The organism is Pseudoalteromonas sp. S4741 (assembly GCF_005886135.1).
Taxonomy (GTDB): Bacteria; Pseudomonadota; Gammaproteobacteria; order Enterobacterales; family Alteromonadaceae; genus Pseudoalteromonas; species Pseudoalteromonas tetraodonis.
The window spans coordinates 13,551-26,421 of record NZ_PNCN01000004.1 but is presented as its reverse complement, the minus strand read 5'-3'; the positions used below and the strand labels follow the sequence as shown (position 1 = coordinate 26,421).

Here is a 12,871-nt window from a genome sequence, read left to right as displayed (position 1 = left end):
GTATTTACGCAAACTAGTTAACAAAGAGAGTATTAAAAATACAATATAAGGAAAATAAAACCGTATTAGCCTATATTTTAACTATGCTTATTTAAGAGAAATAATGCTCTAATACGGGAACATGCATATGCCAAACCTCCGTCGTTTTACTATATTTCAACGTTTAGCCATTTTAGTAGGGATTGTAATTTTTGGTTTAATTGTATTGAGTATTTCGAGTTTAAGTAATCAATATAAATCGCTTAAAAATGAGCAATATCTAAAAACAAAAAATGTGGTGGAAACTGCTTATAGCATCATTACACACTACGCAGCGCTTGAACAAAGTCAAACACTCACTCGTGCACAAGCACAATCTCAAGCGATGGCCTCAATACGCTCATTGCGTTACGATGATACTAACTATTTTTGGATCAACAATTATCAGCCAACCATGGTAATGCACCCAATTAAACCAGCCCTTGAAGGGGAAGATTTAACGAATAATAAAGACCCTGATGGCACCCCTTTATTTGTTGAAATGGTTGATGTTGTTAAAAAATCCGGCGAAGGCTATGTGCCTTACAAGTGGCCAAAACCCGGCAGCGACAAACCCGTAGATAAAATTGCGTATGTAAAAGGCTTTAATCAGTGGCAATGGATCATCGGCTCGGGCGTTTACCTCGATACTATAGACAGTGCCTTTTCGCAGCAACGTACTATTATCGTTATCAATGTAATGATTATGCTCGTCGTTGTCGTACTTTTTAGCTACTTTATTGGTCACAGTATTTTAACGCCGACCCGTTTAGCAGCAGAAATGATGAAAGATATCTCTCAAGGTGAGGGGGATTTAACTCGTACTCTTAACGAAAATGGCAATGATGAAATATCTCAACTGTCGAGATCATTTAATTTATTTGTCTCTAAAATTAGGGAGTCTTTGGTGCTGGTTGCCAAAAGCGCAAACGATGTAAACGAGCATGCCCATGCAGTCGATGATTCTAGCAAAACCAGCCAGTCGTTTATTGAGCTTCAAAACGACAGTAGCAGCCAAGTAGCCGCGGCAATGGAGCAAATGACTCATCAAATTCATGATGTTAGCCGTAATGCCGAAGCTGCTGAGCAAGCCGCAAATGATGCTGCTAGTAATGCATCAACGGGTAAAAATGTAGTGTCGAAAACCATTACCGCCATTGAAACCCTTTCTAGTAATATAGAAACTGTCAGCAAAGTGACCGCCGAACTTGCTCAAGAGAGTAATAATATTGGCTCGGTACTTGATGTTATTAGAAGCATTGCTGAACAAACCAATCTGTTAGCGCTAAACGCAGCTATTGAAGCTGCAAGAGCAGGTGAACATGGAAGAGGCTTTGCAGTTGTAGCCGACGAAGTAAGAACACTTGCCAGCCGGACAGGTAAAAGCACGGATGAAATTCAAGCTATGATAGCCAAGCTGCAAGAAGGGGCTAAAGCTGCAGTTGAAGCGGTAAAATCTAGCCAAGAGATTTCTATTTCTACGGTTGAACAAGCCTCTTTTGCTAATGCATCACTTGATGAAATAGACAGGCTGGTATCGGTGATCACCGATATGAACGGCCAAATTGCTCGCGCCACAGAGCAGCAAACATCAGCCGCAGACGAGGTGAATTTAAGAATTAATGATTTATCACAATCTACAAAGCAATCATTGGGTAACACTAAAGATTTAACTCGCGCTAGCGACAAACTCAAACAAAGCAGTGTTGAGTTATCAAGCGTGGTATCGCGCTTTAAGCTTAGTTAACCTGAACTCCGGATAATAAATATCTTCCACCAATTAAAAAGCCCTGATTTTCAGGGCTTTTTAGGATTATTTATAGAAAATTATAAACAATAGCGGGCAAATAAACTGCTTACTGACGCTGCAGTTGGTTTACCATGTTGCCAGTCGCCGCCTTCAACGCCACTACCAGCAATATCCATATGTACATAAGGAAGTGGTAAAGTAGATTCACTGCCATGCTTATCTAATCCACCTACCACAGCTAAAAATGCCATAGGGAATTGATGGCCGCGCGCTGTGACAGCAGAAGCTGCATTATTACTAGAAAGCACATCGTCAGCTAAAGTGCGTGGTTTTATAAAATCATAATCTTCACGGCGTGAACGCGACACTTCAGCACCGTCAGCCCATAAATCACCACAATCGGCTAATTGGCGTGAAATATTAGCACTACGCGCGGGCCCATTCTCAACATATGCGCCATAAGGCCCCATAGCGCGCGCAGCGTGCCCTGTTAAGGTTGCCACTGTAAACAACGTTGGATTTATTTCGTTTTTAGCTAAATCTTTCATTTCACTAAGTAAATCCCCCATAGCTAAACGCCCTTCGGCATCGGTATTACCAATACGTACTCGCACACCTTCACGGCTAGTAATTATTTCATCAGGGACAAAACAATCTGAACCAATAGAGTTACGTACAACCGCTAAAAAGGCAATCACTTTAACCCCTTTAGGCTGATAATCGGCTACTGCTTTCATAAATCCAGCAACCGAGGCCGCACCGCCTTTATCGCGGCTCATGCCCGCCATAAAACCACCGACTTTTAAATCTGCACCGCCCGTGTCATAGACTAAACCTTTACCAACAAACATCAGTGTTCGGGTTACTTCGCCCTCAGGCACGTATTCAAGTTTAACAACGCGTGGATGATGACGCTCTACCGCATACGATGCACGAGCAACGGTACTTAGCATGGGGTAATGCTTATCAATGGCAGCTAAATCATCAATCACATCAACGCTCACCGCACTGTTTTCAAATAACTCAGTACAATAATCAGCAAAACGTGGCGGGGCCATGCGTTCAGGCTCGGTGCCACATAAATCACGTGCGGCATATTGCCCCGCAGCTAATGCATTGACTGCTTTGATTGTTTGCTCATTGGCATCAATTAAGCCTATTTGAGTAATAGGTTCAATACCATGACCATGAAACTCACGCGCTTCTAGGGGTTGCCATAATGCTTGGCATGCGCCTAAGTAAGCCACTTCAAGAGCATGTTGATAACGGCTATCCGTATTTAAAGCGGGTAAATAAATAGCAGGGTTAACACTACCTGATGCTTTTGCCTCATTAATGGCTAATTTGGCTGCATCAAAATAACGACGAACGTCGTCATAATCTCTGTTTAAAGGGCCTGTTGGCGCTAACACGACACGTTTACCGGCAATCACTAACAAGGTGACTTGATTGCCTATGCGAGAGTCTACTTGGGCTTGGTCTAAAATTGCATCACGCAGTGGCGTATTTGGTAAATGAGAAAAGTCGTTGCTGATAATAATAAGTGCATCATGCGATGTACAATCTAGGCTTGCACTTACCGGCTTAGCCAGTACTGCTTTTGGATATGCCATAAAAAAGGATCCTGTTAGAAAACGTAGTCCCTATTATTATTTATTTAGCAATTTATAACCAGTGTACTGCGATAACCTGCTTACTTACTGGCAACTTGGAGTTACGCGTTTTACACATCTAAAATACTAAGCTGTAAATTATGCTCTGGTTGGTTTTTAATACCCACGCCAATTCCTAATAAGCGCACCGGTTGTTGTAATCCACGTTGATAGGCTTTGGCGAGTAACTCTTTAAAAATAGCCGTGTTTAATTGATGCGCAGCTTGATCTGCTGAGGTCACTACAAAATTAGCAAATTTAACTTTAACACTTAATTTATTAATTTTATGTTGTAGTTGCTGTTTATTTAATCGAACCACGAGTTCATCTAACAGTTGCGGTAATTGTTCAAGGCATTCATCTAGGCTGTTTTTGTTGTATTCATAAGTATGTTCCACACTCAATGACTTACGAATCCGCTCAGTTGAAACTCGCCCTATATGCTCACCCATGCACTTTTGATATAACGACACACCAAAATTACCCACATGCTGTTGCATCCAATTAGCCCCTTTTTCGCGCACATCTTGCCCCGTGTATAACCCTTTTAAATTAAGCTTTTCTAGAGTTACTTTACCCACTCCTGGAATTTTACCTAATGGCAATTGGGCTAAAAACGAGTCAACCTGCTCAGGCAATACCACAAATTGCCCATTAGGCTTATTTTCATCACTGGCTATTTTGGCAATAAACTTTATTGGGGCAATACCTGCAGATGCAGTCAGTCCTGTGGTATTAAAAATATCGGTACGAATTTGCTTTGCAATTAACGTTGCACTGCCCTTAAAAGCAGTACTGTGAGTTACATCTAAATATGCTTCATCAAGCGAAAGAGGTTCTACAAGGTCAGTATAGCGGTTAAAAATGGCGCGGATTTGAGTTGATACTTGTTTATAAACAGCCATTCTGCCAGGCACAATAACTAAGTCAGGGCAAAGCTGTTTGGCATGATAGTTAGACATAGCAGAGCGCACCCCATACTCTCTAGCAATATAGTTAGCGGTAGAGAGCACTCCACGACGACTATTTCCGCCAATTGCCAGCGGTAAGCTTGCAAGCTTAGGATTGTCGCGCATTTCTACGGCCGCATAAAAGCAGTCCATATCTATATGAATAAACTTTTTCATCACACAATAACAACTGTTTATTTATACAGCCATTATTGTGGAATCACTTTTAATTAGCAAGCATGTTATTGCTTAAAAAGAGCGTTTACTTTTCTTTGGCTTATTAAAACAATACATCCAAAATAAAATTTCTAAAGAAAAGCCTAATAAAATCAAAACAATTGCCCCAGCCTCATTACCCATAGCGTAACAAGTAAACGACGCTATAAAAACGGTGCATGCCAATAACCAATTAATTATATTCTGCATAGTTATCTCCTTGTGTGTTAATAGTTACTATAGCCATGAATTTAAAGAGGTACAATTTTTACTCAAGGGTTTTTATTTAGCACTGTTGTTTTTTTAAGGTTAAGGTTTGTTCAATCTGAGGCAGTTTACTCGCGGCGCGAGGTTTATAGCCTAATTGTTTAAATAAAAAAGGCGCAAAGCTTCCATGTCCTGCTTACGTCCCTTATTTACATCCATGAGGGCAATACAGAGTAGCTCTACCCCTAGTTATAATTCCCTTGAGCTCATCCGACCATATTGCTAATCTAAATGCTTTAAAACTAAGAGCAATAAATACATGGAAACGTTTAAACAACAACACCCTATTCATACCGATATCACTGTGGCATGGGGCGATATGGATGCCCTACAGCATGTTAATAACTGTGTTTACCTGCGTTATTTTGAAATAGCCAGAATCGATTTTTTAAATAAATTAAATTTATTTGATACTATTAATGCTAAAGCCACGGGGCCTGTGATCAGTGAAAATAATATTCGCTATAAGCGTCCAGTTACCTTTCCCGACACATTGAGCGTAGGTATTACCATTAGTGATATTAAATCTGACCGATTTGTAATGAACTACAGTGTGTTTAGTCATGCGCAAAACGCGATAACAACCACCGGCATGTCAAAAGTGGTGATGTTTGACTTTAAAACAGGCCAAAAAGCCACGATCACTGAGCCATTGTTATCGGCTTTAAAAGCAAACTCTCAAACCGAATAATTAGGATTAGCAATGCAATATAGTCAATTAGGCAGTAGTGGTGTTAGCGTTTCAAGAGTGTGTTTAGGTAGCATGACCTGGGGAGTACAAAACACCCAACATGATGCCGACCAACAGATAGCCTATGCGCTTGAGCAGGGTGTGAACTTTATTGATACAGCAGAAATGTATGCTGTTCCTCCCTCTCCCGATACCTACGGTAAAACAGAAGAAATTATAGGCAATTGGATAGCACGTAATTCACAAAAACGAAAAGACATTGTTATTGCAACTAAAATTGCAGGGAATGGACTTTCTTGGGTACGTGATGGCGGCAATATTACCCGCCAAGCTGTTATTGATGCGGTTGATCATTCTCTAAAACGCCTACAAACCGACTATATTGATTTATACCAGCTACACTGGCCAAATCGCCGTACCCCTCACTTTGCTAGGCAATGGCCTGGTATGCTTAAATTTACCGAGGTAGATGCAAAACAACACACCGCTGATATGCTTGATATTTTAGAGGGGTTAGATGCGTGTGTTAAAGCAGGAAAAATTAAGCATTGTGGGCTTTCTGATGATACGCCTTGGGGAATTAGCCAATTTTTAAATTTAGCAAAAGAGCATAACTTGCCAAAAATGGTGTCTATCCAAAACGAGTTTAGCCTAGTACATGCCAAAGATTGGCCTTATTTAATAGAACAATGTGTACATGAAGATATTGCTTATTTACCTTGGTCACCATTGGCCGCAGGGCTATTAACCGGTAAATACCTAAATGGAGCACGCCCTGAAGGCTCCCGCTGGACATTTATGCAGCGTAACGGTATTTTTCGTGATACGCCACAATCACAACAGGCGTCCAAAGAGTATGTTGAACTTGCCCATGCACACGCTATCACCCCAGCTCAATTAGCGCTGGCTTGGTGTAATCAAGTTGATGGAGTGACATCATCTATCATTGGTGCCACTACTATGGCGCAATTAAAGGAAGACATTGATGCGTTTGATCTAACACTGAGCGATGACGTGTTATCAGCGATTGATATCATATTTAGAAATAATCCAATGCCTTACTAATGAAATTAAGCAAAGGGTAAATGTTATTCAATAATGTTGATTCTTTGCTATTCTTTATGTTTATTTTTTAAGCGCTGAGGTATAATTAAATACAGTCATTTAATAAAGAATTATCAGCTTTTTATGGATACAGCTCGTTATTTCTGCCTGCTATTTTTAATATTCTCGAGTAACAGTATTAGCCAATCTAAAAATCAGCTTACTGAAATTTTATGGCTACAAAGCAACACACCACCTTTTCACTTAGACTCAGAGAATACTCAAATGGGCTTGTGTGATAATTTAACTAAGCAACTAATCAGTAGTATAAAGGATGTAAAACATACTCGATTATTTGTTCCACAAAAACGAATTAATAAATATATCAAAGAAGGCAAAAATGTCTGCTTTCCATGCGTAATCCATAAAAAGAGTACCAACGAAGTCTATACATACTCACGTCCTACTTCTATCTACCCTGAGTTTAGTATTATTACAACTAACCAAAAAGCAGAAACACTTACTAAAGCACATGGTAATCCTATAAATTTAATTAGTTTACTTAGCGATGAACGCTTTACCTATGGACAAGCCGCAGCACGACGTTTTTCACCACACATAAATATGATTATTGAAAACTCTTTGAGCCATCATAACGTGTCCTTGAGCTTAAGTAGTGATAATGAGAGTGGCGTTGTGATCGATAGGTTGAGGCATGGCTTTTTAGACTACTCGCTCGATTACCCTTTTATGGCCAGTTACCTTAACCAGCAACAACACCCTATAAAAATCGTTAGTATCCCCATAGCTCAAAATACGCGCTCATTAATCAAAGGAGCTGTAGGCTGTGCGACTAATGCACCTAATGATTTTGCTAATCAGGCAATTAAGAAAATTAATGCGGCATTAGAAAGTACCATACTAGAATCAGCGGCTCATCAACTAAGCCAGCGACACTGGCTAAGTGAACATATCGATAATTTTGATAAACAATATTATCAACACATAATTAACTTTGACTCACAGACCAATGATGCTCCAATAAACACTGCTGACCAGAATAAAGAGCAACGTTAAACTCTCGCCCAGTACTAACCATCCCTACGCCAGCAGGCGTGCCAGTCATAATAATGTCGCCTTCTTCGAGGCTCATAAACTGACTAACCTCAGCCAATATTTGTGCAGGTTGGTGCAACATAAGTTGGCTATCACCATGTTGAACCGGCTTGCCATCAATATGTAATTCAAATATAAACGATGTCATCTCTGGCGTTAATTCAATAAACTCACTAAATAAAACTGAACCGTCAAATGCTTTAGCACGCTCCCACGGCAGGCCTTTTTCTTTTAAGCTGCTTTGCAAAGCGCGTTTAGTCAAATCAAGTCCAATGCCCACGCCCACAAGTTGTTTCTTTTTAACCGCAAAGCATAACTCTGTTTCGTAGTGCAATGTATCGCCAAGATGAGTAGCGAGTAAGGTATCAGTGATCGCGCTATTAGGCTTATTAAAAACCACCATTTGCTCTGGGTGTTCGTTGTTTAATTCAGCAATATGCGCACTGTAATTACGCCCCACACAGACTATTTTTGAAGGTTGTATGCTCTGCGAAGCCAGCTTTATTTGATTCATTCTATCACCTGTTAATTACACAACGCGTTTAATATTTTGGCATACTCTCAAATTATTAACGCAAAAGCGAATACAGTTTTATCATGCTTTTATGACTACTACTGAGCTAAATATAATCAATGATACAGACTGAAATAAAAAGTAGACGTGTATAATTTGGTAGGTTTTTGTATACCCGTTTTTAAAGCAATAAACAGGTACATTTAGTACCTGCTTATTGATAGATTATTAATAGGTTATTGACTACTTACAAGTAACACTACTTTGCTCGGCAGCATTTGCTGTAATAGCCAGCTTAGCAATAGATACATGCCAATCACCTTGCGAGCTTAACTGCCAAGGGGGGAACACTTGTGCTAAATCAACACCTTGCTCTGCAAAACAACTTAAGTTGATGTTTAATGTTTGCCATTGACCTGATTGCTCAAGGTTATCAGCAATATCAAACTTACCCTGACAATTCTCACCACACCCCATACCAACCCATAACGGACTAGCTGCGGCTTTATCTACTTTAATTTGCATTTGCAGTTGGCCATTGTTTTCAACGTATGAACGTAAGTCAGATGGAAACGCAGCCGCTAAATTAACCCCAGCCATCGCTTGGCCATTAAAACGAATTGCACGGGCATCTTCTTGCACCTCTTTATCAAATGTTTGGATGCTCACCGCACCTAATGACTCGCGACTGCTCGCCACCGTTTTTTGTTGCTCACCACTTTTTAAAACCAGTGACCACGGTGCTTTAATTGCACGCTCAAACAATACTAAATCATCCAGTTTTTCAGTCTGTTGAGTTTGCTCCACCAGGTCATCTTTTAAGACATTACTATCGTTGTAAGTTAAACCAAAACCATAAGGAAGTAATGGACTGTAACCTCCGTCGTTACGGTTTTCATTATCGATTGGATTATTAGGCCAGGAAAACGATAGCTTGCCTTTAAAGTCATGATTAATTGAACCGTCTGCATTTTTAAACAAGACATCACTAATTGCATCGCCTTCACTACCTAGAAGCCAAATAGCAACGAACGCATCACTGGCGTTAAGCTCAGCATTAACCCACATAGGGCGACCGCTTATAAATAATGAAACAACAGGGATTCCCGCATCTTTAAACTTACGCAGTAGCGCTAAGTCGCTTTGATTACCGCGCTGGTATTCGAGGTTATCAACATCACCATTAACTTCTGCGTATGGTAAACGTCCGGTGATCATCACCTAGATATTGATATTCCAAGGCAATAATTGTTCTATGTCTGGCTCAGACTGACAAAGCTCATCGAGGCAATGCATGATGTAATCAAATGGCGTTAAGCCGTTGGATCTTGCAGTTTCGATGATGCTGTATAGGTGAGCGCTTACTATTGCGCCGCGTGAGGTTTGGCTAAACATCCAGTTATTACGGCCGATAACAAATGGTTTGATAGCGCGCTCGGCGCGGTTATTGTCGATATTAAGCTGACCATTTTCAAGGTAAACTATAAGCTTATGCCATTGATTAGCGAGATAGGTTGCTGCCTCTGCTAACTTGGTTTTCCCGACTAAACGTGGCTGATTTTGCTCTAGCCATTTATGCAGTTTATCGATAATAGGTTTCGCTTGCTCTTGCCTTATTTCATGCTTTTGTGCTGGTGTTTTATCGTTGAGTTTTGATTCAATGCCGTACAGTTTTTGAATGAGACTCAAGACTACGTCGGCTTTGCCTGTCTTGTTTTTACCCTGCACGTGTTTTGCTTCTATAAATTTACGACGTGCATGGGCCTAGCAACCAACGAGTGTTGATTGCGTTTGTGCATACGCTTGATAACCATCATCCTGTAAATAGCCCGAATAGTCATCCAGATAATTAACCACACAGGAAGCTGCCCGACTGGTTTGATAGTCGTAAAGCACAATGTTTGGTATTGGGTTGTGTTTATTTATAGCCGATGGCGAATCCGTGCCGGTACAATATAGCCACATGTAACTTTTTACTTTGTCGGCGTTGAGCACATTGACCGTCGTTTCATTGGCATGTATCGCAGGCTGTTTAAGTAACGCGTGTTTCAGTCGTTGTATCAGCGGTTCAAACAAGGTAGTGGATGCGAGTACCCAGTCACTCATGGTTTTACGGCTAAGCTCAATGCCGTATTGCTTGAACATCGACTCTTGTCAAATTTGACTTAACAAACTGGACGTGGCCATGCCTTTGTTGATGGCCATGTTTGGCATCTTGGCTTGTTTAATACTGTTATTCGACCCTGACTTATCACATTCACGACACGCGTACTTTGGGCGAATATGCTCAATGACTTTTATCTTTGCGGGGACGAAGTCGAGCTTTTCGCTGACGTCTTCACCCATTTTATACAACTCATTACCACAGCAGTTACACACCTTGTCTTCTTCGGCAATGTCATGAATCACTTTCTCACGGGTGAACTACCCGCACAACTTTCAATAATAGGCTACGATAACGTGTTCTTTACCCGCCATGTATACCCCCCTTTAAGCACTATTAATTACCCAATAGATGAAATGGGTAAAGTAGCTGCACAGTGGGTACTGAGCCTTGTATATCAAAAAAGCGTACAGCCTATTCAAACTTTATTTCAGCCCGAATTAGTCATACGCCAATCAGTCGTTAATATTACCTAGCTAATTATTATATAAATTGGCAAATAGTGGCGTTAAACAAGTTTACTTAATAGCGCCAAGTTTATTGGTTTAAGCAAAACTTGCTCTATTTCTAGCTGCCTAATGTGTACGGCATCAGGCTCCATTCCACTAATAATAACTCGTTGAATATCGGGATAGTGTTCTTTAATAAACCCAGCAAGCTCTAAACCTGAACCATCGGGTAAATGCATATCGAGTAATACTTTGTCGTAATTACTGTCTTGTTTAAGCGCTGTACAACACGCCTCTATACTAGTTGCAATAGTGGTTTCTACATCCAAGCTTTCTAATAAAAGCTGAGTTATTTGTGCGGCATCAGCATCGTCTTCCACTAATAAAAAACGCTTTATATTAGTATTATGTTTTGGCGTTGGTTGTATCGATGAAACACGTTGTGTTTTTTTCCCCAGCGCTGACTCTAAGCATTGGTAAAGTAAGTTGGAATCCACAGGTTTAGCAATCATATCATCAAACCCTAGCGCGGTTAGTTCGTTATGAATACCTTTCATGGTGGCCGCGGTTAAAGCAATAATCGCCCCTTTAAACCCTAACTTTCTAAGTTCAATGGCAGCTTCTTTCCCACCCATCACCGGCATATGAATATCTAAAAATATAATATCGTAAGCGGCGCGCCCCTCTGCGAGTTGCTTTTTAACCTTATCAAGCGCTTGTTTGCCATTATCAGCATAATCTACATCAGCACCCGCTGAGCCAATTAAATGGCCAACTAACACACGTAAATCGCGTAAGTCATCCACCACCAACACTTTGCCACTTACTTCGCATGGCGCTACTTTTTGCTGCATGTTGGGGGTTAAATCAAGTTTTAATAAATTGCGCTCTACCTGTCTGATATCACCAGGGTATAAGGAAATGGTAAACGTTGAGCCCTCACCTACATAAGAATCTAATGAAATGGTGCCCTGCATACGACTAAGTAGCTCAGAACAAATAGCTAATCCCAAGCCTGCACCACCTACTGAGCGCGACTCGACATCGGCAATTTGCTCAAAAGGCTTAAAGATGAGTGCTTGTTTTTCTGGAGCAATACCCAAGCCTGAATCTTTAATGCTAAAAAAGAGCATTTCACGATCAGCCACCGTCTCTGTCCATGCGTTAACGATAATTTCGCCTTGCTCGGTAAATTTTATCGCATTATTGATCAGGTTAATGAGAATTTGTCGAACCCGAGTAGCATCTACACGAATAACTAATGGCAAAGGCTCCAGTGATTCAAATTTTAATGATAAACCTTTATCAAGGGCTGATACACGCATTAGCGTAAACACGTCGGCCATTAGGCTATCAAGATTAACATCCCCTAAGCTTAGCTCAAGCTTATCGACTGCAATTTTAGATAAATCTAAAACATCATTCAGTAAGCTCAATAAGTGCTTGCCATTACGATAAATAACACCCAACTCATTTTCAGCTTGCTTGCTAAAATCACTGAGCATAAGTAGTTCGGTATAGCCTAAAATAGACGACAAGGGAGTTCGTAGTTCGTGGCTTAAATGCGCTAAAAAGCGGTCTTTTGAACGGTTTTCAGCCTCCGCTTTTAAACGTTCAACTCGCTCATCTTCTACATCGCGGCGCGCTAAAGCATAACGAATAGAACGGGCAAACCGGCTACCACTCATTTCACTTTTAACTAAGTAATCAACCGCACCAGCATCAAGCGCAGCCGAATCTAGCGCATCGTTAGATTGCCCCGTTAACATGATAATAGGCCCACAAAAGCCATTCTTAATCGCTTGCTTTAAAACACTTAAGCCATCTGAGGCACCTAAGCGATAGTCAAGCAGGCAAATATCATGCTCATTTTTACTTAGTACATGTATTGCCTGCTCAGGAGAGCTTATCCACTCTATGTTAAACACATGGGAACTGAGCTGCTCTAAATAGTCACGAGTAAGAATATAATCATCTTCATCATCTTCAACCAATAGCAGTTTCGTTGCCTTTGCTAACATAGCGTCTCCTATTTTAATT

At 40.6% G+C, this 12,871-nt stretch carries 10 protein-coding genes and 1 pseudogene; 5 read left to right on the top strand and 6 right to left on the bottom strand.

Annotated features, from left to right (window positions below):
- The first annotated feature begins 127 nt into the window (after positions 1 to 127).
- Positions 128 to 1,765: a methyl-accepting chemotaxis protein gene (locus CWC30_RS00540; protein WP_138626131.1), complete on the top strand. Its 1,638-nt coding sequence runs from the start codon at positions 128 to 130 to the stop codon at positions 1,763 to 1,765.
- Between the two features lie 80 nt (positions 1,766 to 1,845).
- On the opposite strand, the gene CWC30_RS00535 is transcribed toward CWC30_RS00540, so the two are convergent.
- The gene (locus CWC30_RS00535; protein WP_138626130.1) at positions 1,846 to 3,381 is read right to left on the bottom strand and encodes a M17 family metallopeptidase; all 1,536 of its coding nucleotides are present in this window, start codon (positions 3,379 to 3,381) and stop codon (positions 1,846 to 1,848) included.
- Between the two features lie 110 nt (positions 3,382 to 3,491).
- The gene (gene dinB / locus CWC30_RS00530; protein ID WP_138626129.1) at positions 3,492 to 4,547 is read right to left on the bottom strand and encodes a DNA polymerase IV; all 1,056 of its coding nucleotides are present in this window, start codon (positions 4,545 to 4,547) and stop codon (positions 3,492 to 3,494) included.
- Positions 4,548 to 5,112: 565 nt separating this feature from the next.
- On the opposite strand from dinB, the gene CWC30_RS00525 reads away from it, so the two are divergent.
- The 3 genes from CWC30_RS00525 to CWC30_RS00515 all read left to right on the top strand — a co-directional run bounded on the left by CWC30_RS00525 (position 5,113) and on the right by CWC30_RS00515 (position 7,665).
- On the top strand, positions 5,113 to 5,544 hold the full coding sequence (locus CWC30_RS00525) for an acyl-CoA thioesterase (RefSeq protein WP_024601547.1): 432 nt from the start codon (positions 5,113 to 5,115) through the stop codon (positions 5,542 to 5,544).
- A 12-nt stretch (positions 5,545 to 5,556) separates the two neighbouring features.
- Entirely contained in the window at positions 5,557 to 6,609 is a 1,053-nt protein-coding gene (locus CWC30_RS00520; RefSeq protein WP_138626128.1) for an aldo/keto reductase, read from the top strand.
- A gap of 123 nt (positions 6,610 to 6,732) precedes the next feature.
- Positions 6,733 to 7,665, top strand: a complete 933-nt coding sequence (locus CWC30_RS00515) for an ABC transporter substrate-binding protein (RefSeq protein WP_138626127.1) — start codon at positions 6,733 to 6,735, stop codon at positions 7,663 to 7,665.
- Here the strand turns inward: CWC30_RS00515 and CWC30_RS00510 are convergent.
- The 3 genes and pseudogenes from CWC30_RS00510 to tnpC all read right to left on the bottom strand — a co-directional run.
- Positions 7,598 to 8,218 (bottom strand): fumarylacetoacetate hydrolase family protein, encoded by a 621-nt coding sequence (locus CWC30_RS00510; protein ID WP_138626126.1) that lies wholly within the window; start codon positions 8,216 to 8,218, stop codon positions 7,598 to 7,600. The genes CWC30_RS00515 and CWC30_RS00510 overlap by 68 nt on opposite strands.
- A 243-nt stretch (positions 8,219 to 8,461) precedes the next feature.
- Complete coding sequence (locus CWC30_RS00505; protein WP_138626125.1) at positions 8,462 to 9,436, bottom strand: putative glycoside hydrolase; 975 nt, start codon at positions 9,434 to 9,436, stop codon at positions 8,462 to 8,464.
- Positions 9,437 to 9,439: 3 nt separating this feature from the next.
- Positions 9,440 to 10,636: pseudogene (gene tnpC / locus CWC30_RS00500) on the bottom strand (IS66 family transposase); the annotation flags it as partial.
- Between tnpC and CWC30_RS00495 the strand changes: the two are divergent.
- Positions 10,619 to 10,858, top strand: coding sequence for a substrate-binding domain-containing protein (locus CWC30_RS00495; RefSeq protein ID WP_249929801.1), 240 nt, complete (start codon positions 10,619 to 10,621; stop codon positions 10,856 to 10,858). The pseudogene tnpC and the gene CWC30_RS00495 sit on opposite strands and share 18 nt — an antisense overlap.
- 32 nt (positions 10,859 to 10,890) lie before the next feature.
- Here the strand turns inward: CWC30_RS00495 and CWC30_RS00490 are convergent, their stop codons facing one another.
- Positions 10,891 to 12,852 carry a response regulator gene (locus CWC30_RS00490; protein ID WP_138626124.1) on the bottom strand — a complete coding sequence of 654 codons (1,962 nt, stop codon included), beginning with the start codon at positions 12,850 to 12,852 and terminating at the stop codon, positions 10,891 to 10,893.
- Between the last annotated feature and the right edge of the window lie 19 nt (positions 12,853 to 12,871).

Bases quoted from the DNA above. Each gene is read 5' to 3' on its own strand.
- CWC30_RS00540 (WP_138626131.1), top strand. From the start codon at position 128: ATGCCAAACCTCCGTCGTTTTACTATATTTCAACGTTTAGCCATTTTA.
- CWC30_RS00535 (WP_138626130.1), bottom strand. From the start codon at position 3,381: ATGGCATATCCAAAAGCAGTACTGGCTAAGCCGGTAAGTGCAAGCCTA.
- dinB (WP_138626129.1), bottom strand. From the start codon at position 4,547: ATGAAAAAGTTTATTCATATAGATATGGACTGCTTTTATGCGGCCGTA.
- CWC30_RS00525 (WP_024601547.1), top strand. From the start codon at position 5,113: ATGGAAACGTTTAAACAACAACACCCTATTCATACCGATATCACTGTG.
- CWC30_RS00520 (WP_138626128.1), top strand. From the start codon at position 5,557: ATGCAATATAGTCAATTAGGCAGTAGTGGTGTTAGCGTTTCAAGAGTG.
- CWC30_RS00515 (WP_138626127.1), top strand. From the start codon at position 6,733: ATGGATACAGCTCGTTATTTCTGCCTGCTATTTTTAATATTCTCGAGT.
- CWC30_RS00510 (WP_138626126.1), bottom strand. From the start codon at position 8,218: ATGAATCAAATAAAGCTGGCTTCGCAGAGCATACAACCTTCAAAAATA.
- CWC30_RS00505 (WP_138626125.1), bottom strand. From the start codon at position 9,436: ATGATCACCGGACGTTTACCATACGCAGAAGTTAATGGTGATGTTGAT.
- CWC30_RS00495 (WP_249929801.1), top strand. From the start codon at position 10,619: ATGAATCACTTTCTCACGGGTGAACTACCCGCACAACTTTCAATAATA.
- CWC30_RS00490 (WP_138626124.1), bottom strand. From the start codon at position 12,852: ATGTTAGCAAAGGCAACGAAACTGCTATTGGTTGAAGATGATGAAGAT.